At 69.8% G+C, this 20905-nt stretch carries 14 protein-coding genes; 7 read left to right on the plus strand and 7 right to left on the minus strand.

The window, feature by feature from the left end; all coding sequences use genetic code 11:
• The first annotated feature begins 41 nt into the window (after positions 1-41).
• Positions 42-1937, plus strand: coding sequence for a cobaltochelatase subunit CobT (cobT, locus tag IGS68_RS23250; RefSeq protein ID WP_201074447.1), 1896 nt, complete (start codon positions 42-44; stop codon positions 1935-1937).
• Between the two features lie 104 nt (positions 1938-2041).
• The gene (locus IGS68_RS23255) at positions 2042-3070 is read left to right on the plus strand and encodes a Fe(3+) ABC transporter substrate-binding protein (RefSeq protein WP_201074449.1); all 1029 of its coding nucleotides are present in this window, start codon (positions 2042-2044) and stop codon (positions 3068-3070) included.
• Positions 3071-3220: 150 nt separating this feature from the next.
• Here IGS68_RS23255 and IGS68_RS23260 read toward each other — a convergent pair whose 3' ends face one another.
• The 3 genes from IGS68_RS23260 to IGS68_RS23270 are packed head-to-tail and all read right to left on the minus strand — an operon-like array spanning position 3221 to position 7483.
• Positions 3221-4504 (minus strand): diguanylate cyclase, encoded by a 1284-nt coding sequence (locus IGS68_RS23260; protein ID WP_201074458.1) that lies wholly within the window; start codon positions 4502-4504, stop codon positions 3221-3223.
• A 26-nt stretch (positions 4505-4530) separates the two neighbouring features.
• Entirely contained in the window at positions 4531-4971 is a 441-nt protein-coding gene (locus IGS68_RS23265) for a response regulator (RefSeq protein WP_256445729.1), read from the minus strand.
• Positions 4972-5008: 37 nt separating this feature from the next.
• A complete protein-coding gene (locus IGS68_RS23270; protein WP_201074463.1) occupies positions 5009-7483 on the minus strand; it encodes a PAS domain S-box protein in 2475 nt (824 codons plus the stop codon).
• A gap of 443 nt (positions 7484-7926) precedes the next feature.
• Between IGS68_RS23270 and IGS68_RS23275 the strand changes: the two genes are divergently transcribed.
• Positions 7927-9177 carry a sensor histidine kinase gene (locus IGS68_RS23275; RefSeq protein ID WP_201074465.1) on the plus strand — a complete coding sequence of 417 codons (1251 nt, stop codon included), beginning with the start codon at positions 7927-7929 and terminating at the stop codon, positions 9175-9177.
• Between the two features lie 16 nt (positions 9178-9193).
• Here IGS68_RS23275 and IGS68_RS23280 read toward each other — a convergent pair whose 3' ends face one another.
• Positions 9194-9796: a TetR/AcrR family transcriptional regulator gene (locus IGS68_RS23280; RefSeq protein WP_201074467.1), complete on the minus strand. Its 603-nt coding sequence runs from the start codon at positions 9794-9796 to the stop codon at positions 9194-9196.
• A gap of 270 nt (positions 9797-10066) precedes the next feature.
• Between IGS68_RS23280 and IGS68_RS23285 the strand changes: the two genes are divergently transcribed.
• From IGS68_RS23285 to IGS68_RS23300, 4 genes are read left to right on the plus strand one after another with little or no spacing between them, the layout of a single operon-like run.
• Positions 10067-11218 carry an efflux RND transporter periplasmic adaptor subunit gene (locus IGS68_RS23285; RefSeq protein WP_201074469.1) on the plus strand — a complete coding sequence of 384 codons (1152 nt, stop codon included), beginning with the start codon at positions 10067-10069 and terminating at the stop codon, positions 11216-11218.
• A 27-nt stretch (positions 11219-11245) separates the two neighbouring features.
• Positions 11246-14389, plus strand: a complete 3144-nt coding sequence (locus IGS68_RS23290) for an efflux RND transporter permease subunit (protein ID WP_201074471.1) — start codon at positions 11246-11248, stop codon at positions 14387-14389.
• Between the two features lie 31 nt (positions 14390-14420).
• Positions 14421-15881, plus strand: coding sequence for an efflux transporter outer membrane subunit (locus IGS68_RS23295; RefSeq protein ID WP_201074473.1), 1461 nt, complete (start codon positions 14421-14423; stop codon positions 15879-15881).
• 52 nt (positions 15882-15933) lie between these two features.
• Positions 15934-16290 (plus strand): Lin0512 family protein, encoded by a 357-nt coding sequence (locus tag IGS68_RS23300; RefSeq protein WP_201074475.1) that lies wholly within the window; start codon positions 15934-15936, stop codon positions 16288-16290.
• Between the two features lie 66 nt (positions 16291-16356).
• Here the strand turns inward: IGS68_RS23300 and IGS68_RS23305 are convergent, their stop codons facing one another.
• From IGS68_RS23305 to IGS68_RS23315, 3 genes are all read right to left on the minus strand, one after another.
• The gene (locus IGS68_RS23305) at positions 16357-19257 is read right to left on the minus strand and encodes a PAS domain S-box protein (protein WP_201074478.1); all 2901 of its coding nucleotides are present in this window, start codon (positions 19255-19257) and stop codon (positions 16357-16359) included.
• Positions 19258-19437: 180 nt separating this feature from the next.
• Positions 19438-19764, minus strand: coding sequence for a hypothetical protein (locus IGS68_RS23310; RefSeq protein WP_201074480.1), 327 nt, complete (start codon positions 19762-19764; stop codon positions 19438-19440).
• A 179-nt stretch (positions 19765-19943) separates the two neighbouring features.
• Positions 19944-20894, minus strand: a complete 951-nt coding sequence (locus tag IGS68_RS23315; protein WP_201074482.1) for a cation diffusion facilitator family transporter — start codon at positions 20892-20894, stop codon at positions 19944-19946.
• Positions 20895-20905: the final 11 nt, after the last annotated feature.

Genomic DNA, 20905 nt, shown 5'->3' on the forward strand with positions numbered 1-20905 from the left:
GGCGCCCCGACCCGCGCGAAACAGCAGAGCCGAAGATAGACATGTCCGACAAAGAAAACCCCGTCGAGATCTTCAAGCGCGCCACGTCGGCCACGATCCGGGCCATCGCGGAGCGCAACGATCTCCAGATCGGCTTCAGCGGCGAGCCGCCGGGCGTGGCCGGGGCGCGGGTCCGGGTGCCGATGCCGGCGCGCGACCTCAATCCCCGGGACGTCGCCACCCTGCGCGGAGCGGCCGACGCGGTGGCCCTGCGGCTTCGCCACCACGACAGCGGCATCCACACCCAGCGCATGCCCACCGGCGACACCGCCCGGGCGGCGTTCGAGGCGCTGGAGCAGGCCCGCTGCGAGGCCCTGGGCGCCCGTGCCATGCCGGGCGTCGCCTCCAACCTGGGGGCGGCGCTGGACGAGCGGTACCGCCGCCAGGGGTTCGAGCGGGTGACCGAGCGCGACCAGGCCCCGCTGTCGGAGGTGATGCGCCTGCTGGCCCGCGAGGCCCTGACCGGGGCGCCGCCGCCCGCCACCGCCCGCTTCGCGGTGGACCTGTGGCGCCCCTGGGTCGAGGAGCGGATCGGCAAGGACATGAACGAGCTGGCGGCGCTGCTGGACGACCAGGACCGCTACGCCCGCGAGGTCCGCAAGCTGCTGTCCCACCTGGACATGGAAGTCGGCGGCGAGCCGGAGACGACCGAGGAGGACGACGAGGAGCAGCAGGAAGGCGAGCCGGACGAGAACGAGCCGAACGACGGCCAGTCCCGCGGCGGCGAGGATTCCACCAGCCAGACCGAGACCATGACCCAGCCCGACACCCGCGAGGTCGACCAGGACGACGGGGCGGAGGGCGCCGACCAGATGGACGGCGAGATGGCCGAGGGCAGCGGGTCGGAGGAACCGGGTTCGCCCGGGCAGCCCTGGCGTCCCGACCACGGCCGCCGCAACGAGGTCGATCCCGACGCCTACAAGGCGTTCACGACGGAGTTCGACGAGGTGGTCGAGGCCGACGAGCTGTGCGACCCGGACGAGTTGACCCGGCTGCGGGCCCTGCTCGACCAGCAGCTCCAGCACCTCCAGGGTGTGATCTCCCGGCTGGCCAACCGGCTCCAGCGCCGGCTGCTGGCCAAGCAGACCCGCGCCTGGGAGTTCGACCTGGACGACGGCCTCCTGGACGCGGCCAGGCTGAGCCGCGTGGTGGTCAACCCGGTGCTGCCCCTGTCGTTCAAGCGGGAGAAGGAGACCGATTTCCGCGACACCGTGGTGGGCCTGCTGATCGACAATTCGGGATCGATGCGCGGCCGGCCGATCACCATCGCCGCGATGAGCGCCGACATCCTGGCGCGCACCCTGGAGCGCTGCGCGGTCAAGGTCGAGATCCTGGGCTTCACCACCCGGGCCTGGAAGGGCGGGCAGGCGCGCGAGCGGTGGATCGGGCGGGGCAAGCCGGCCAATCCCGGCCGGCTCAACGACCTGCGGCACATCGTCTACAAGAACGCCGACGCGCCGTGGCGCCGCGCCCGCAAGAACCTGGGCCTGATGCTGCGGGAAGGCATCCTGAAGGAGAACATCGACGGCGAGGCGCTGCTGTGGGCGCACAACCGGCTGATGGCCCGGCCGGAGCAGCGGCGCATCCTGATGGTGATCTCCGACGGCGCACCGGTCGATGACTCGACGCTGTCGGTGAATTCCGGCAACTACCTGGAGAGGCACCTGCGGCAGGTGATCGACACGATCGAGACCCGCTCGCCGGTGGAGCTGGTGGCGATCGGCATCGGCCACGACGTCACCCGCTATTACCGGCGCGCGGTGACCATCGTCGACGCGGAGCAGCTGGGCGGCACCATGATGGAGAAGCTGGCCGAACTGTTCGACGAGGACACCAGGGCCGGCCAAGCCGCCGGAGGCCGGCGCGCAGGGGGCGCGGCCAACCGGCGCACCCGCTGACGTGAAAATGCTTCTCAAACTCGCTTGACAGGCGCGGCGTGTCCTAACAAGGTGCCGAGCGTTGCGAACGCATCTCATTCACGCCGGTCTGTCGAGGGAAACCCATGAACTTCTTCACTCGCGGCACCCTTGCCGCCACTTTCGGCGCCGTCCTTTTGGGCACGGCTTTCGCCGCCCAGGCTGCCGAGGTCAACGTCTATTCGTCGCGCCACTACGACACCGACAAGGCGCTCTACCAGAACTTCACCCAGCAGACCGGCATCAAGGTCAACATCATCGAAGGCAAGGACGACGAGCTGATCGAGCGCATCCGGACCGAGTCCGGCAACAGCCCGGCCGACATCCTGATCACCGTCGATGCCGGCCGCCTGTGGCGCGCCCAGAACGCCGAAATCCTGCAGCCGACCAAGTCCCAGGTGCTGGAACAGGCTGTCCCGGCCCATCTGCGCGAGCCGTCCGGCCTGTGGTTCGGCCTGACCAAGCGGGCCCGCGTCATCATCTACAACAAGGCGGCGGTCAAGCCGGCCGACCTGTCGACCTACGAGGATCTGGCCGATCCGAAGTGGAAGGGCCGCCTGCTGATCCGTTCCTCGACCAACGTCTACAACCAGTCGCTGGCCGGCGCCATCCTGGCCGCCCACGGCGAGAAGAAGACGGAGGAGTGGGCCCGCGGCATCGTCGCCAACCTCGCCCGCGCTCCCCAGGGCGGCGACACCGACCAGATCAAGGCCGTCGCCGCCGGCGAGGGCGACATCGCCATCAGCAACACCTACTATCTCGGCCGCCTCGTCGGGTCGAGCAAGGCCGATGACAAGGCGATCGCGGAGAAGGTGGGCGTCTTCTTCCCCAACCAGAACGACCGCGGGACCCACGTGAACATCAGCGGCGCCGGCGTCCTGAAGAACGCACCGAACCGCGAGAACGCCGTCAAGTTCCTGGAATATCTCGTCAGCCCGGAGGCCCAGAAGATCTTCGCCGAAGGCAACTACGAATACCCGGTCCTGAAGCAGGCGGAACTGTCGCCGGTCATCGCCTCCTGGGGCTCCTTCAAGGAGGACGAGCTGAACGCCTCCGTGTTCGGCAAGAACAACGAGGAAGCCCTGAAGATCATGGACCGCGCCGGCTGGAAGTGAGCTGACGGTCCGGCGGTGGCTACCTGAAATCGTAGGTCGGGCTTCGCCCGTCAGGGCGAACGCCGACGGCGGACTCCAACGTTTCCGCATGCTGTCGGCGCTGGCCCTGCGGGCCAGGGCCGACCCAAGAAACTTGAATCCGATAATCCTTCAGGGCGCGACCACGGTTCGGTCGCGCCCTGTCGCCTTGGCATGGTACAGGGCGCGGTCAGCCCGGCCGAGGGGCTGCTCGATGCTCGTATCCCCGGACCGGCAGCCGGCCACGCCCATGCTGACGGTGATGCCGAAGCCGGTCCCGTCGTCGGCGGCGACTTCCAGGTCGGCCAGGTTCCGGCGGACCCGCTCCGCGATCCGCAGGGCATCCTGATCCGTGGCATCCACCAGCAGGAGCGCGAACTCCTCCCCGCCGAGGCGGCCGACCAGATCGGTGTCGCGCAGCATGCAGCGGCAGCTCTTGACCAGCAGGATCAGCGCCGCGTCGCCCGCGGCATGGCCGTGCAAATCATTCACCCGCTTGAAATGGTCCACGTCGAGCATGACCAGCGACACCGGGCCGCCATAGCGCCGCAGCCGGGCAAGCTCGAGTTCCGCGCGCTCCAGGAAGTGCCGCCGGTTGGCGGCGCCGGTCAGCGCGTCGGTGGTGGCGAGCCGGAGCAACTCCTCCTCCGCCCGGCGGCGGTCCGTCGTGTCCCGCACCACCGCGGTGAAAAGCCGCCCTCCCGGCGAGGCGAAATGCGAGATCGAGACCTCGGCGGCGAACTCGGTGCCGTCGCGGCGCAGCCCCGTCACCGCCGGACGCTCGGTCATGGCGCTGGAACCCCGGCCGGTGCCGGCGAACCGCTCGACATGACGCCGGTGGACCTGACGCGACCGTTCGGGCAGCAGCAGGTCGAGCGACCGGCCCAGGACCTCGTCCGCCCGATAGCCGAACAGGCGCTCGGCGGCCGGGTTGAACAGCGAGATGCGGTGGCCCTCGTCGATCACCACGATGCCGTCATGGGCGAGTTCGATGATTCCCTTCAGGCGCTCCTCGGACAGGCGGACCCGCTCCTCCAGGGATCGGCGGGTGATGGCGTAGCGGATCGCCCGCCGGATGGTCCCGCCTTCGAACTGCCCCTTGACCAGGAAGTCCTGCGCGCCGGCCTTGACCGCCTCGACCGCGAAGTCGGCATCGTCGAAGCCGGTCAGGACGATCAGCGGCAGGTGCGACGCCCGGGCGCGGATGCTGCTGATCGTGCCGAAGCCCTGGCTGTCGGGCAGCGACAGGTCGAGCAGGACCACGTCGCTGGTGCCTGCCGAGAGCCGCTCGCACGCGGCTCCCAGGGAGCCGGCATGGTCGACGACGAAGCGGCCCTCCTCCTCGCCGAGCAGTTCGCGGACGAGGCGGGCGTCGCCGGGATTGTCCTCGACCAGCAGGACCTGGATGGGAAGCATGTCAGGCATTCCGCGCCGCGACGGGATCAGCCGGACGGCAGCCGGACGGCGGTCAGCCAGAAGTCCTTCAGCAGGGTGATCATCCTGATGAAATCCTCAAGCTCCACCGGCTTGGTCAGGAAGCAGTTGGCGTGCCTGCTGTAGGCCCGCCGCACGTCGGAATGGACGTCCGAGGTGGTCAGGATGATGACCGGCAGATCGGTTAGGCCGGGGTCGGCGCGGATGTCCTCCAGCACTTCCCAGCCGTCCTTCTTCGGCATGTTGAGGTCGAGCAGCAGCAGGTCCGGGCGCGGCGCGGCCTCGTGAGGGGGCTGCCGGCGCAGGAACGCCATGGCCTCGACCCCGTCCTCCACATGGTGCAGCTTCGCCAGGAACCTGCCCTCCTTCATGACCTCCTCGACCAGGCGCGCGTCCGCGGGGTTGTCCTCGGCGAGAAGGATGTTCAGGCCATGGGAGAGCTGATGCACGCTGAAGCCCCGATCCGTCGGTGAGCGAAGGGAATGCTTATGACGCCGCCGGTTCCGCGACAAGCTCGGCGCGCGGAGCGTGGTCATCCGCCGCAGCCGCCGGAAGGGTGAAGGAGAAGACGGAGCCGGAGCCGGGCACCGACGACACGGCCATGGTGCCGCCATGGCGCTGCACGATCTTCCGGCAGATCGCCAGCCCGATGCCGGTGCCGGGATGGACGCGCTGGGTATGCAGTCGCTCGAACACCTCGAAGATCCGGTCGAAATACCGGGCCTCTATCCCGATGCCGTTGTCCGAGACCGAGAATTCCCAGGCGGAGCCGGCCGGCTTGACGCCGACGGCTATCCTCAGGTCCCGGTCGGACGCCCGGTACTCGATCGCGTTCGCCAGCAGGTTCCGGAAGACCTCGGTGATCTCGCGGGCATCTCCCGGCACGAGGGGCGCGCGGTCCGGCAGTTCCACGGCGGCGCCGATCGCATGGACGAGTTCCTTCACCCCGTCCATGGCTTCCCGGAGGCAGGCGCCGGTGTCCGCCAGCGACGCCGGGGGATCGCTCCGCTCGATCAGGGAGTAGCGCAGCAGATCCTGGATCAGGCATTTCATGCGCACGCTGCTCTCGACGATGAAGCCCAGGAAATCGTCGGCATCCTTGTCGAGGCGCCCGGCATAGCGGCGGACCAGCAGGTTGGCGTAGCTGACCATGATCCGCAGCGGCTCCTGAAGGTCGTGGGCCGCCACCTCGGCGAAGCGGGCCAGCTCGACGTTGGAGCGCTCCAGCTTCTCGACCGTCCGGCGCAGCCGGTTCTCGATGATCTTCTGGTCGGTTATGTCCTGCGCCACGCCCCGGAACCCGGCGACATGGCCGTCGGCCTGCAGGATCGGGATGCCGCTTCCCCACAGCCACACCGTCCTGCCGTCCTTGCCGATGCAGCGGAATTCCTCGTGGCGGAACGGGCGGGCCGCGGCGGCGTGGTTGCGCAGCACGGCCGTCATGCGGGCGCCGTCCTCCGGCGCCATCGTGTCGACCATGGCGCATCGCAGGAGTTCCGCCGGGCTGTGCCCCAGCACGTCCTGGACCCGGTCGCTGACGAAGGTGTAACGGCCGGCGATGTCGATTTCCCAGATGAACTCCCCGGCCATGCCGACGATGTCCTGGAAGCGCCGGTTGCTCTCGCGAAGATTGTTCTCGATCTCGATCCGCTGGGTCAGGTCGTGGGTGACCACGGAGAATCCCAGCAGACGGCCCTCGCCGCCATCCCGGGCCTCGTTCCGGCCGCCCTCCCATATACTCGCGATGGTCGTGACGCAGGGAAAGCGCGAGCCGTTCCGGCGCAGATGCCAGCGCTCGGTCGAATGCCGGCCCTTCTCGCGCGCGACCGCCAGCTCGACCTCGGGGACGCCGGCCTGGACCGCGTCGGGCAGGAAGAACAGGCCGTAGGGCCGGCCGACGACTTCCTCCGCGCCGTAACCCACGATACGCCGGGCGCCGTTGCTCCAGCTCGCGACCGTACCGTCGGGTCCGAGCATGTAGATGGCGTAGTCCTCGACGCTGTCCACCAACATCGATTGCCGGCACTCGCTGACCAGCACGGTCTCGCGCGCGGCGGCCACTTCGCGGCGGAGCTTGATGGGATCGCGCACCAGCCGCCAAGCCGCGAACCCGCAGGCCGCGGCCAGCAATCCGCCGACCAGGCGCAGGCTGGCGGCGTAGGGGGACCGGCTGGACCAGCCGTCGCGCGGCAGCGCGCCGAGCTGCCAGGTCCCGTTGGGCAGGATGATGTCGGTCAGTACCGGGGATTCCTCGAACAGCTCGGACCGCCCCAGGAAGACCTCCCCCGACGCGCCGAGGCCGTCCCGGCCCCGTATGGCGAATTCGACCGTCTCGTCCCCGGCGCCCGCCGCTCCCGCCTCGCGCAGGATGGTCTCCACGTCGATGATGATGACCGCCAGCCCCCAGACCTTGCCGCGCGGGGTGGCCTGGATGGCGGCCGTCGGGCTGTCGGGCAGCACCACGGGCAGCCGTCCGACCACGGCGACGCCGCCCTGCAGCAGGGGCACCGGGCCCTGGATCAGGAAACGCCGCTTGCCGAGGACCTCCATGATGGCGCCCCGCCGGTTCGGATCGGCCAGCAGGTCGTGGCCGATCGCCTGCTCGTTCCCGGCCAAGGGATAGAAGTGCGTCGCGACCGCGTTGCGCGCCAGCGCCAGGCTGCGCACGCCGTCGATGCCTTCCGCCGCGGCGGCGGCCGCCTCCTCGAACTCGGCCTGGGTCAGTTCCGGGTTGCTGCGGACCAGCGCCACCAGGCTCCGGACCAGGAACAGGCGGGTGTTGAGAGCCTGTTCGACCCGGGCGCGGATCGCCGCCGCGCGTTCGGTCACCGTGGCGGTGGTCTGCTCGGCGTAGCGCCGGCCCTCCGCCGCGTCGATCAGGAACACGCCGCCGAGGACCAGCAGCACGACCAGCGCCGCGGCCAGGGCCGGCAGGAGGCTTTCCCAGCGCGTTCGCGTCATGGAAAGATCCGCGGGTCAGCGCGGCCGGTCGGCGGGACGCGGCACCCGCGATTGACCGCAGGAAGCTTCGACCGCCCTTCCATTCCGATGCTCCTCCCGGTGCGCCGCGCCGCGGACATACGCTGGCATCCGCCGATGCCTGCTGAAGGATGCGACGGCGAACGCTTCGTACCATTACCATACCGGGCATACCGTTTCCGGAGGCGCGACTTATTGTCCGCCCCGAAGATCGTGATTTGAATAACCGGACAGGTCCGGCCTAGCTGGCGCAACCTAGTCACCACAGGGCATCGGGGTCCATCCTGAACGGCGGAACACTGAAACGGCATGCCGCCTCGGCCGCGGCGATCGCCGCCTTCGTCATCGTCGCCGGCTTCGCGGCCGGACCCGCGGCCGGACTGCCGCCGTCGACCGTCGTCGCGGCGGTCGTCGCCGCGGCGGTCGTGCTCGCGCTCCTTCACCGGCTGGACCGGCTGGCCGAAGCCGGGCGGGAGATGGCGGAGCGGCTCCGCCGGCAGCAGGCGGCGATCGACTCGGCCGCGCGCGACGATACCGAGCGGAAACGGGCGGAAGCAGCACTGCGCGACCAGGTGGCGTTCCTCTCCACCCTGCTCGACACCATTCCCAGCCCGATCTACTACAAGGACGCGGCCGGCTTCTATCTGGGCTGCAACCGGGCCTTCGCGGCGATCCACGGCCGCACGGTGGACGAGGTGGTCGGCCGGCGCGCGGCGGACCTGATGGGTCCGGCCCTCGCCGGGCTGGACGACAACGCCGATACCTGCCTGGCGGCCCTGGAAGACCCTTTCCAGGTCTATGAGACCCAGATCGACTTCGCCGACGGCTCGCGCCACGACATCCTGTTCTCCAAGGCGCTCTACCGCCAGTCGGACGGGTCGGTCGGCGGCCTCGTCGGCGTGATGAGCGACACCACCGACCGGAGCCGGCACGAACAGCAGATCGCCGAGGCGCGCGACCGGATGGCCCGGCAGGCGGAGGAGCTGAGGCGCTCCAACGCCGAGTTGGAGCAGTTCGCCTATGTCGCCTCCCACGACCTGCGCGAGCCGCTGCGCATGGTCACCAGCTACCTGTCGCTGCTCCAGCGCCGCTACGAAGACAGGCTGGACGACGATGCCCGCGACTTCATCGGCTTCGCCCGCGACGGCGCCACGCGGATGGACCGGCTGATCCTGGACCTGCTGGACTACTCACGGGTCGGCCGGCGCTCGAAGGCGATGGCGCCGATCCCGGTGGCCGAGGTCATCGCGGCCGCCCGCCATAATCTCCAGGTGGCACTTGCCGAAAGCGCCGCCATACTCCGGGTGCCGCCCGACCTGCCCGTGGTGCCTGCCGACGACAACGAGCTGACGCGGCTCTTCCAGAACCTGATCGGCAACGCGGTGAAATACCGCTCTCCCGGCACGGTGCCGGAAATCTCGATCGACTGGGCCGACGAGCCCGGCTGCTGGCGCTTCGGCGTGACCGACAACGGGCTGGGCATCGCGGCGGAGCATTTCGACCGGATCTTCATGGTGTTCCAGCGGCTCCACGGCCGCGGCGACTATGACGGCACGGGCATCGGCCTCGCGATCTGCCGCAAGATCGTCGAGCACCATGGCGGCAGGATCTGGGTCACCTCCGAACCGGGCCGCGGCAGCACCTTCCACTTCACCCTGGCGAAACCGGCGGAGTGAGCGCCCGGAACCGGGATCAGCGCACGCCGTCCAGGAAGATCGCGACCACTCCCTCCACATGGCGGGCCATTTCTTCCGGCGGAGCCAGGTCGGACGGGCGCAGCAGCATCTTCAGGTATTGGTCGCCGTGCAGCAGCCCCATGAAGGTGGCGGCGGCCTGTTCCGGGTCGCCGACATTCAGTTCTCCGCGCTCGGTGGCCGACCGCAGGTAGTCCGCCAGGATACCGCGGATGACATTGGGGCCGCCCTTGAAGAAGGCGTCGATCGCCCGGGGCAACTGGTCCGCATTGGCGATCAGCAGGCGCATGATCTTCGAACTGTCCGGAGACAGGACGCCCTGGACGAAACTCATGCCGAAATCCGTCAGGGCCCGCTCGGGATCGCCGTCGCGGAACGGGATGTTCCGGAAGCGCTCGGCGAACTCCGCGCATTTCAAGGTGATCGCGGTCTCGAACAGGCCGTCCTTGTCGCCGAACGCCTCGTAGACGGTCGACCGCGACCCGCCCGACAGGGCGATGATGTCGGCCAGGGTGGTCCGCTCGAATCCCTTTTCCAGGAACAGCGTCCAGGCAGCGTCCAGTATGGCGCGGCGCCGCGCATCCCCTCGCGGCCCGCACATCTTGAAACATCCCTCCAGCGTCATCGGCGCACCTCCGTGCCCCGCCCCCTATGCACCACGTCGTCCCCTGCCATTCAGCATCCCTCGATTAGACAGACTTGTACTTTGCACCTGCGCACTATACTGTATCGTACAGTACAGAGCTGACCGGTTCAATGCGGGCTTGCGTCCTGCCGCCCGCCGGGTCGCTTCCTTCAAGAAATACAGACAGGTCATGGGGCTGCGATGATGAATTTCTGGTCAGTCAGGAACTCCTCGATTGCCGTCGCGATGCTTTTTCTCGCGACGGGGTGTGATGGCACGGGCGCCGTCGCCCAACAGGGGGGCGGCCAGGGCCGCCCGCCGGCGGAGGTGGGTGTCGTCACGCTGCAGCCGCAATCGGTCGACGTCACGACGGAACTGCCGGGACGAACCACGGCGGCGCGCCTGGCCGAGGTCAGGCCGCAGGTCAACGGGATCATCCTGAAGCGCCTGTTCGAGGAAGGCGCGGAAGTCAAGGCGGGGCAGCAGCTCTACCAGATCGACCCCGCTCCCTACCAGGCGTCGCTCGACACCGCCAAGGCCGAGCTTCAGCGCGCCGAAGCGGCGGCCAAGTCGGCCCGGACCAAGGCGGCCCGCTACCGCGACCTGGTCAAGTCGCGCGCCGTCAGCCAGCAGGATTACGACGACATCGCCGCGACCCTGCTGGAGAACGAGGCCCAGGTCGCCTCCGCCAAGGCGGCGATCCGGACGGCCCAGATCAACCTCGACTACACGAAGGTCGCCTCTCCGATCTCCGGCCGGATCGGCCGCTCGACCGTGACCGAGGGCGCCCTGGTCACCGCCAACCAGACCCAGGCCTTGGCGACGGTCACCCAGCTAGACCCGATCTACGTGGACGTGACCCAGTCCAGCGCCGAGATGTTCCGACTGCGCCAGGCCGTCGGCCGCGGCGCGATCCAGAGCGTCGAGGGCAAGGCGCCGGTCACCCTGCTGGTCGGCGGATCGAACGACGCCCCCTACCCGCACCGGGGCGAGCTCCAGTTCTCGGAGGTCAGCGTCGACGAATCGACCGGCTCGGTCCGGCTGCGCGCCGTGTTCCCGAATCCGAACCAGGACCTCCTGCCGGGACTGTTCGTCCGGGCCAAGGTCAATTGGGGCGCCGCCGAGAACGTCTTCATGGTGCCGCAGCAGGCGGTGGTCCGCCGGCCCGACGGCAGCGCCTTCGTCTGGGCGGTCGGTCCGGACGGCAAGGCCGCCCAGAAGACGGTGAACGCGGAGCGGGCGATCGGCGACAAGTGGCTGGTCACCCAGGGCGTCGCCCCCGGCGACCGGGTCGTCGTGGAAGGCATCCAGAAGGTGGCGCCCGGCGCCCAGGTCAATGCGGTGGCGCTCGACGCCGGCCAGCCGGGCGCGGTCGCCCAGGCCGAAGAAGCCCGGTAGGGGCGCGGCCCAGATCACGGATCCAACATGTCAAAATACTTCATCGACAGGCCGGTCTTCGCCTGGGTGATCGCGATCGTGATCATGCTGGCGGGCGGCCTGAGCATCCTGGGGCTGCCGATCGAGCAGTATCCCTCGATCGCCCCGCCCTCGATCCGCATCAACGCGACGTATCCGGGCGCCTCGGCCCAGACGCTGGAAGGTACGGTGACCCAGGTCATCGAGCAGCAGATGAACGGTCTCGACCATCTGCGCTATATCTCGTCCAACAGCGACAGCTCCGGCACGGCCCAGATCACCCTGACCTTCAACCCGGAGGCCGACCCCGACATCGCGCAGGTGCAGGTGCAGAACAAGCTGCAGCTCGCCATGCCGCGCCTGCCGCAGGAGGTCCAGCAGCAGGGCGTCCAGGTCACCAAGGGCAACAACACCTTCCTGATGGTCATGGGGTTCGTGTCGTCCGACGGCACCATGCCCCAGGACGACATCGCCGACTTCGTGGCGTCCAGCGTCCAGGACCCGATCAGCCGGGTGACCGGCGTCGGCACCGTGACCCTGTTCGGCGCCCAGCACGCCATGCGCATCTGGCTGGACCCGAACAAGCTGATCAGCTACGGCCTGACCACGACCGACGTGGTGGGCGCCATCACCGCGCAGAACGCCGAGGTGTCGGCCGGCCAGCTCGGCGGCGCCCCGGCGGCGCCCGGCCAGCAGCTCAACGCGACCATCATCGCCCAGACCCGGCTCCAGACGCCGGAGGAATTCAGCAGGATCCTGATCCGGGTCAACACCGACGGTTCCCAGATCCGTCTGGCCGACGTCGCCCGGGTCGAGGTCGGGGCAGAGAACTTCACCACCGTCGCGCGCTACAACGGCAAGCCCGCCGCCGGCATGGGCATCAGCCTGGCGACCGGGGCCAACGCGCTGGACACCGCCGCCGCCGTGCGGGAGCGGATCGAGGAACTGAAGCCCTTCTTCCCGGCCGGGGTCGAGGTCGTCTACCCCTATGACACGACCCCGTTCGTCAAGCTGTCGATCGAGGGCGTGGTGCATACGCTGCTGGAGGCGATCGTCCTCGTCTTCGCCATCATGTACCTGTTCCTCCAGAACTTCCGGGCGACGCTGATCCCGACCATCGCGGTGCCTGTGGTGCTGCTTGGAACCTTCGGCGTGCTGGCGGCGGCCGGCTTCACCATCAACACGCTGACCATGTTCGCCATGGTGCTGGCCATCGGCCTGCTGGTCGACGACGCCATCGTCGTGGTCGAGAACGTCGAGCGCGTGATGGCGGAGGAAGGGCTGTCGCCCAGGGAGGCGACCCGGAAGAGCATGGGCCAGATCACCGGCGCGCTGATCGGCATCGCGCTGGTCCTGTCCGCCGTGTTCGTTCCCATGGCCTTCTTCGGCGGATCGACCGGCGCCATCTACCGCCAGTTCTCGCTGACCGTGGTGTCGGCCATGGCGCTGTCGGTGGTGGTGGCGCTGATCCTGACGCCCGCGCTCTGCGCCACCATGCTGAAGCCGGTCAAGGGCCACGGCCAGCCGCGCAAGGGCTTCTTCGGTTGGTTCAACCGCACCTTCGACCGCGGCAACGCCCGATACCAGCGGGGCGTCGGCCACATGATCCACCGGCGCGGCCGGTACCTGGTGATCTACCTGCTGATCGTCGCCGGCCTGGGCGTGCTGTTCGTCCGCCTGCCCGCCGCCTTCCTGCCCAACGAGGACCAGGGCATCCTGCTGACCCAGATGGCCCTGCCCCCCGGCGCCACGCTGGAACGGACGCTGGAAACCGTCGAGGCGGTCGAGCGCCATTACCTCGAGGACGAGAAGGACTACGTCAACGGCATCTTCGCGGTCGCCGGCTTCAGCTTCAGCGGCCGCGGCCAGAACACCGCCATCGCCTTCGCCAACCTGAAGGACTGGGAGGTCCGCGGCAGCGACGAGGGCGCCGTCAGCGCCATCGCCGGACGCGCCATGGCCTCGCTGTCCCGGGTCCGCGACGCGATGATCTTCGCCTTCACCCCGCCGGCCATCATCGAGCTGGGCAACGCCACCGGCTTCGACATGCAGCTGGTCGACCGCGGCGGCCTGGGGCACGAGGCGCTGATGCAGGCGCGCGGCCAGCTGCTCGGCCTCGCGGCGCAGAACCCGGCGCTGGTCGGCGTCCGGCCCAACGGGCTGGACGACAATCCGCAGCTGCGGATCGACATCGACCGGGAGAAGGCGAGCGCGCTGGGCCTGTCGCTGGCGGACATCAACACGACGCTGACGGCGACCTGGGGCTCCAGCTACGTCAACGACTTCATCGAGAACGGCCGGGTCAAGCGGGTCTATCTGCAGGCCGACGCGCCCTACCGCATGCTGCCGTCCGATCTGGACCGCTGGTACATGCGGAACGGGGCGGGCGAGATGGTGCCCTTCTCCACCTTCTCGACCACTCACTGGGACTACGGTTCGCCCCGGCTGGAGCGGTTCAACGGCGTCTCCTCGATCAACATCCAGGGCCAGGCGGCGCCGGGCGTCAGTTCCGGCGAGGCCATGGCGATCATGGAGGACCTGGCGCGCCAGCTTCCCACGGGCATCAGCTTCGAGTGGCAGGGCCTGTCCTACGAGGAACGGCTGTCCGGCTCCCAGGCCCCGGCCCTGTACGCGATCTCGATCCTGGTCGTGTTCCTGTGCCTGGCCGCCCTGTACGAGAGCTGGTCGATCCCGGCCTCGGTCATCCTGGTGGTGCCGCTGGGCGTGCTGGGCGCCGTCATCGCGGCGCACCTGCGGGGCCTGCCCAACGACGTCTATTTCCAGGTGGGCCTGCTGACGACCATCGGCCTGTCGGCGAAGAACGCGATCCTGATCGTGGAGTTCGCCAAGGACATGCACGACGAGGGCATGGGCCTGCTGGAGGCGACCATCGAGGCGTGCCGCCAGCGCCTGCGGCCGATCCTGATGACGTCCTTCGCCTTCATCCTGGGCGTGCTGCCGCTGGCGATCAGCACCGGCGCCGGTTCGGGCAGCCAGAACGCCATCGGCGTCGGCGTGATGGGCGGCATGATCTCGGCCACCGTGCTGGCGATCTTCTTCGTGCCGGTGTTCTTCGTGGCGGTGCTGAAGCTGGTCGCCCGCTGGGCCCCGAAGGGTCACCAGGGCACACCCGAACCGGCCCAGGCCGACTGACGAGGCGCTGAAGGAAATGACGGACAAGATCATGACGAAACGGCGCCTCGCCCCGGCATCCCTGGCCCTGCTGCTGCTCGGCGGATGCTCCTTCATCCCCGACTATGTCCGGCCCGGGTCGCCGGTGCCGCAGGCTTGGCCGTCGGGTCCCGCCTATATGGACTCGGCGGCGGCCCTGCCGGCAAGCGCGGGGCCCACGCTGGCCGACCTGGGCTGGCAGGAATTCTTCCGGTCGACCCGGCTCCAGGAGCTGATCGGGACTGCCCTGGCCAACAACCGCGACCTTCGGGTCGCGGCGCTCAACGTCGAGCAGGCCCGGGCCCAGTACCGCATCGAGCGGTCCACGCTGCTGCCGGCCGTGGACGTCGGCGGCAGCCTGACCCGCCAGCGCACGCCGGCCGACCTGTCGCGGACCGGCCGGGCCTCGGTCGGCAGCCAGTGGGAAGCCAGCATCGGCACCACGTCGTTCGAGCTGGACCTGTTCGGCCGCATCCGCAGCCTGGAGCAGTCGGCCCTGGAAAGCTTCTTCGCGACCGAGCAGGCCCAGGCCGCAGCCCGGATCTCGCTGATCGCGGAGGTCGCCAACGCCTACCTGACCCTGCTGGCCGACCAGGAGCTTCTGAAGCTGACCGAGGACACGCTGCGGACCCAGCAGCAGTCCTTCGACCTGACCCGGCGCAGCTTCGACCGCGGCGTCGGCACCCAGCTCGACGTGGCCCAGGCGCGCACGGCGGTGGAGACGGCGCGGGCCAACCGGGCGGCCTATGTCCGCCTGATCGCCCAGGACAAGAACGCCCTGGCGCTGCTGGTCGGCACCCCGATCGACGATTCCGTGCTGGACGGGGCGCCGTCGCTCGGCACCGGCGACTTCGTCGCCGACCTGCCGGTGGGACTGCCCTCCGACCTGCTCCAGCGCCGCCCCGACATCATCGAGGCCGAGTACAATCTGCGGGCGGCTAACGCCAATATCGGCGCCGCGCGGGCGGCCTTCTTCCCGACCATCGGGCTGACCGCCTCGGCCGGCACGGCCAGCGCCGCCCTGTCGGGCCTGTTCGACGGCGGCAGCGGCGCCTGGAGCTTCCTGCCCCAGATCGGCCTGCCGATCTTCGACTACGGCCTGCGGGAGGCGAACCTGGAGAGCACCAAGGTGCAGCGGGAGATCGGGGTCGCCCGGTACGAGCGGGCGATCCAGGTCGCCTTCCGCGAGGTGTCCGACGCCCTGGCCGCCCAGGGCACGCTGGACGACCAGCTGGAGGCCCAGAGCGCCCTGGTCGACGCGACGCGGTCGAGCTACGACCTGTCGATCCTGCGCTACAACCGCGGCCTGGACAGCTTCCTCAACGCGCTGGACAGCCAGCGGTCGCTGTACTCGGCCCAGCAGGACCTGATCAACGCGCGCTTGTCGCAGCTCGGCAATCTCGTCACCCTGTACAAGGTGCTGGGCGGCGGGGCGCCGGCCGAACCCGTGAGGGTGGCGGGCAACCCGGAGTAAGCCCGGCTGCTCCGGCTTTCTCGGGCCGGATTTCGAAGGGAGGAAACGAGCCATGAAGCAGGTGATGTTCGTCGAGCTCGGCATGGGCGCCGACCTGCACGGCCAGGATGTGACCAAGGCGGCCGTGCGCGCCGTGCGGAACGCCATCGAACGCAACTCCATGCCGGGGATGCGTACCCTGGTGGACGGCGACACCAGCCGCATGCGGGTGCGGGTCCACCTCGCTGTGCCGGCGGACGCCGAGAAGCTGGACCATGAGGCCGTGCGCGCGGTCTTCCCCTACGGCCAGGTAAGCATCGAGGTGGTCGCCGGCGGGATGCTGGCGCCCAGCGGCATCTTCCTGGCGGACAAGGGCGACGCCAACGAGATGATCTACATCGTCAACGCCGCCGTCGAGGTCGGGATCTGAAACCGGTGCGGAGGGGCGGCGTCCCGCCGCCCAGGGTGCGCGGGACGCGCACCCTCCCTCGGGAGCCTACGGCCCTCCCTCGGGTTCGCACAGGGCTTCCAGCTTCCGGCGGAGTTCATGGGACGCCACCGGCTTGTGCAGGAGGTCGAAGCCGCCGCGCTCGACCTCGTCGAGCAGTTCCTGCGTCGTGTCGCCGGTCAGGATGATCCCCGGGATGTCCGCCCCCGTGGCCGCCCGCAGCTTCCGGATCGCATCCGGCCCCTTGACCCCGTCGCCCAGGCGGTAATCGGCGACGATCAGGTCGGGCACCCCGTCGTCCGCCACCTGGCGCAGCGCGTCGCCCGGGTTCCGGGCCGACAGCACCCGGTAGCCCCAACTCTCCAGCAACAGCTTCAGCCCGATCAGGATCACCGGCTCGTCGTCGAGGATCAGGGCGAGCCCGCGCCCGCGGCGATCGTCGATGACCGGCGGCGCGGCCAGGGCCGCGGCGGCCGATGCGACCAGCGGCACGTCGATCGAGAAGCGCGAGCCGCGGCCCGGCGTCGAGGTCACCGAAACGGGATGGCCGAGCAGCCCGGCGAGCCGGCGCACGATGGCGAGCCCCAGCCCCAGGCCCTGGGCCTCCTCCGCGGCATCGCCGCCGTCGCCCGGGTTGATTCGGTGGAACTCCTCGAAGATGGACTCGGCCTGGTCGGCCGGGAAACCGATGCCGGTGTCCCGCACCTCGATGCGCAGGGTGTCCAGGTCGATCCGGCGGCAGCCGATCAGGATGCGCCCCCGTTCGGTATAGCGCAGCGCGTTTTCGATCAGGTTGCGCAGGATGCGTTCCAGCAGGACGGCGTCGGTCCGCACGGTGCTGTCCGACGGCACCACCTTGAGCCGCAGTCCTTGCCGCTCGGCGCGGTGGGCGTATTCGGCCCCCAGGCGGCGGAGCAGATCGGCGACCGGCATGTCGGTCACCTGCGGCGTGATCACGCCGGCATCCAGCTTGGAAATGTCGAGCAGCCCGTCGAGCAGCAGCTTCAGGGCCTCGGTCGCCTGGTTGATGCTGCCGACCAGCGGCAGCATCGGATGGCCGCGCAATCCATCGGCCAGCGCCGACCCCAGGAAGAACAGGGACTGCACGGGCTGGCGCAGGTCGTGGCTCGCGGCGGCCAGGAACTTCGATTTGGCCAGGACGGCCCGCTCCGCCTCGGCCCGCGCGGCCACCGCCTCGTCGCGGGCGGCCTGGATCGCGGCGTCGGTCCGGCGGCGCAGGGTGATGTCGCGCATGAAGCCGGTGAAGAACCGCTGCCGCCCGTCCGACCATTCGGCGACCGACAGTTCAAGCGCGAAGACCGTGCCGTCCTTGCGCCGCCCCTCCAGGTCGCGCTTCCGCCCGATCACGTTGCGGTCGCTGCCGTGCCGGTAGTTCCAGATGTGGCCGTCATGGACCGCGGCGTCGCGGTCCTGCATCAGCACCGTGACGTTCCGGCCGATGACCTCCGCCGCGGCATGGCCGAACATGCGCTCGGCGGCCGGGTTGAAGGACTGGATGATCCCGGTATGGTCGATCACCACCATCCCGTCCACGGCGGTGTCGACGATCGCCCGGTAATGGGCCTCCGCCCGCTCGATGCACAGCTCCGTCTCGCGCCGCTCGGTGATGTCCTGGAAGGAGATCAGCAGGCCGTCCCGGCAGGGCAGGAGCCGGACCGACAGCCAGCGCGAGAGCGGAGCCGGATAGGCCTCGAAGCTGACCGGGACCTGGTCCGCGAGGGCCCGCGCGCATTCGGTCCGGAAGGTATCGGCCAGCGCCTCCGGCAGGGCCTCCAGCAGCGGCATGCCGACCAACTCCCGGTCGCCGCCCAGCAGGGTCCGGCACTGCAGGTTGGCGTAGGTGATCAGCCAGCCGCCGTCGACCTCGCAGATGCCGTCGGCGGTGCCTTCCAGGACAGCCGCCATCCGGTCGGCCGCCGCTTCCGCCCGTTCCCGCTCCTGCCGGCTGCGCTCCAGCGCGTCGGCCATGGCGTCGAAGGTCCTGCCCAGGGTCCCGAACTCGGACGTGTCGTCGCTGGCGAAGGCGCCCGCCCGGGCGTCGCCGGCACGCCACAGGTCGGCCGTGCGGGCCAGGGCCGCGACCGGGTGGAGGACGAGCCGGTAGGCCAGGGCCGCGGCGGCCGCCAGGGCGGCGAGCAGCCCGGCGCCGATCACCAGCGTCCGGTGCCGCATCACCTCGTCGAGGCGCTGGCGGATCTCCTCCGGGTCGATGCCGATGCCGATGCCGACGAAAAGGCCCCGGACCGCGGCGGAGGGACGCACCGTCGCCATCACCTCCGGAGCGTCCGAACTCGGTGCCGCGGCGTGGGCCGACCGGACCGCCAGGATGGTCCCGGCGCGGTCGGTGACGATCAGGGAAACGCCGTCGGGCAGCGGGACCTCGTCGGGGACGGCGTTCCACCATGCGACGTCGAGCAGCACGGTCACGACCCCGCCGGAATCCCCGGTATCGTCGACATAGCGCAGGGCGAACGGCAGGGCGCCGCCGCCGGCCGCCATGTCCGGCCGGATGAACTCGCCGACCACCATCTCGTCGGTCTTCAGCGCCGCCATGATGTCGGACCGGTCGCCGATCGAGCGCCCGACCTGGTCCGGCCGGCTGGAGCAGAGCAGGACGCCCCGCCGGTCCGCGACCGAGATGGTCAGGTGGGGGGACAATCGCTGGACGGTCCTGTCCAGCAGGGCCTGGCATCCGGCCCGGTCGCCGGCCCTGACGGCATCGGTCGCGGCGACCAGGGCGGCGATCTGCCGGATGCCGTCGAAGACGCGCGCCTGCTCCCCCTGGACCCTGTCGAGCAGCCTCGACGCCTCTTCCCGGACGGCGGCCTCGGCCGAGTTCCGGGCTTCGTAGTCGGTGAAGATGCCGATTCCGACCCCGGGGACCAGGATGGACAGGAAGATCAGGATCAGGCGTGAGAGCAGGCTCATCTGGACGCGCCGCGGCCAATCGGCTGTTGAAGGGCGCGAGGCGCCGTTGTTTGGTGGATTGCGCCGCCGGTTCGAGTCTGCCTGTCCCCCAGGGAGGAGACGGAAGGGTCGTTTCGGCATCGCTACGGATCCGAAGACTCGGCCATCATGGTTAAAATACATTTAATTCAATCCGGAGCGTCAGCGCCCCGGCACCGCGCCGGATCGTCTGCGGACCGGCGCCGCGTGCCAGACCCCGAGGCATTCCTCCGCCGTCGCGGCCGACCCGATGCAGCGCGTGCCGCCTTCCCTGAACCACAGCCGGTAGCGGCCGCCCGCGTCGCGCTCGAAGATGAAGACGGGATCCTCGATCCCCGGCAGCGAGATCAGCAGCCTGTCATGGTGCCGGCCGGTCTGGCGGGCGACCGCCGCCCAGGCGCCCCGTGAGCATTTGGGCAGCGCGATCCGGTAGAAGGCGACCAGATCGGCGGGCGTGAAGCGGCAGGCGGGAAACGGGATCACAGTCATCGCGGCGCTCCTGGCTTTCCTGGTGCCCTTCGACTTCCGATGGAAATCCAAGGGGTGAGGACTGGCGGGAGAGTGGCCCCGGAACGGGAACCGCGCTGTGAAATGGATCACTACACGTTGACGCCCCTTGATTTTTTTTCAGTCGACGGTTTTTCGGGCGCGGCGCCGGCCCGGGCCGCTCAGGCGAAGGTCCTGCCCCGGCAGGGCTCCACCTGGCACGGGTCCCGCTCCAGCTGGATCGTCGAATGCTCGATGTCGAAGCGGTGCGCCAGTTCCTGGCGGAGCCGGCGAAGCACCTCGTCGTGGTCGGCGCCGGCGGCGAGGCTGGCGTGGAAGGTGATCAGCGGACGGTCGGGCGTCAGCGACCAGGCATGGACATGGTGGACGTCCGCCACGCCGGGGACCGCGTCGGCCAGCTCGCGGCTGAGCCGGTCGATGTCCAGCCCTTCCGGCGTTCCCTCCATCAGCACGTGCCAGGACCGGGCGACCAGAGCCCAGGCGCTGCGGAGGATCAGCAGGGCCACCAGGACCGACAGGATCGGGTCGATGGGCGTCCAGCCGGTCCAGAGGATGACGCCGGCCGCCACGATGGCCGCGACCGACCCGAGCAGGTCGCCCAGGACATGGAGCGCCGCCCCCCTCATGTTGAGGTTCCGCTGGTCGCCGCCGTGCAGGATCAGGAACGCGGCGACGTTGACCGCCAGGCCGGCCGCGGCGATGGCGAGCATGGTGGTGCCCATGACGGGAACGGGATCCAGCAGCCGCTCTGCCGCCTCCAGGACGATCCAGGCGGCTACCGCGATCAGCGTGGCGCCGTTGATCAGGGCGGCCAGCACCTGGAACCGGTGCTGCCCGTAGGACCGGTCCGCCGTGGCCGGCCGCCGGCCGACCCTGAAGGCGTACCAGGACAGGGCCAGCGCCGCCGTGTCGGTCAGCATGTGCCCGGCATCGGCGAGCAGGGCGAGCGAGCCGGCCAGGATGCCGCCGGCCGCCTCCACCACCATGAAGCTCCCGGTCAGCAGCAGGGCCAGCAGCAGGCGGCGCTCGTTATGCGAGTGGGAGTGGGCGTGGGCGTGGGCGTGGGCGTGGCCGTGCCCGCCGCCATGGTCGTGGTGAGAGTGGGAGCCCATGCCCGGCACCT

The organism is Skermanella sp. TT6, from assembly GCF_016653635.2.
Classification (GTDB): domain Bacteria; phylum Pseudomonadota; class Alphaproteobacteria; order Azospirillales; family Azospirillaceae; genus Skermanella; species Skermanella cutis.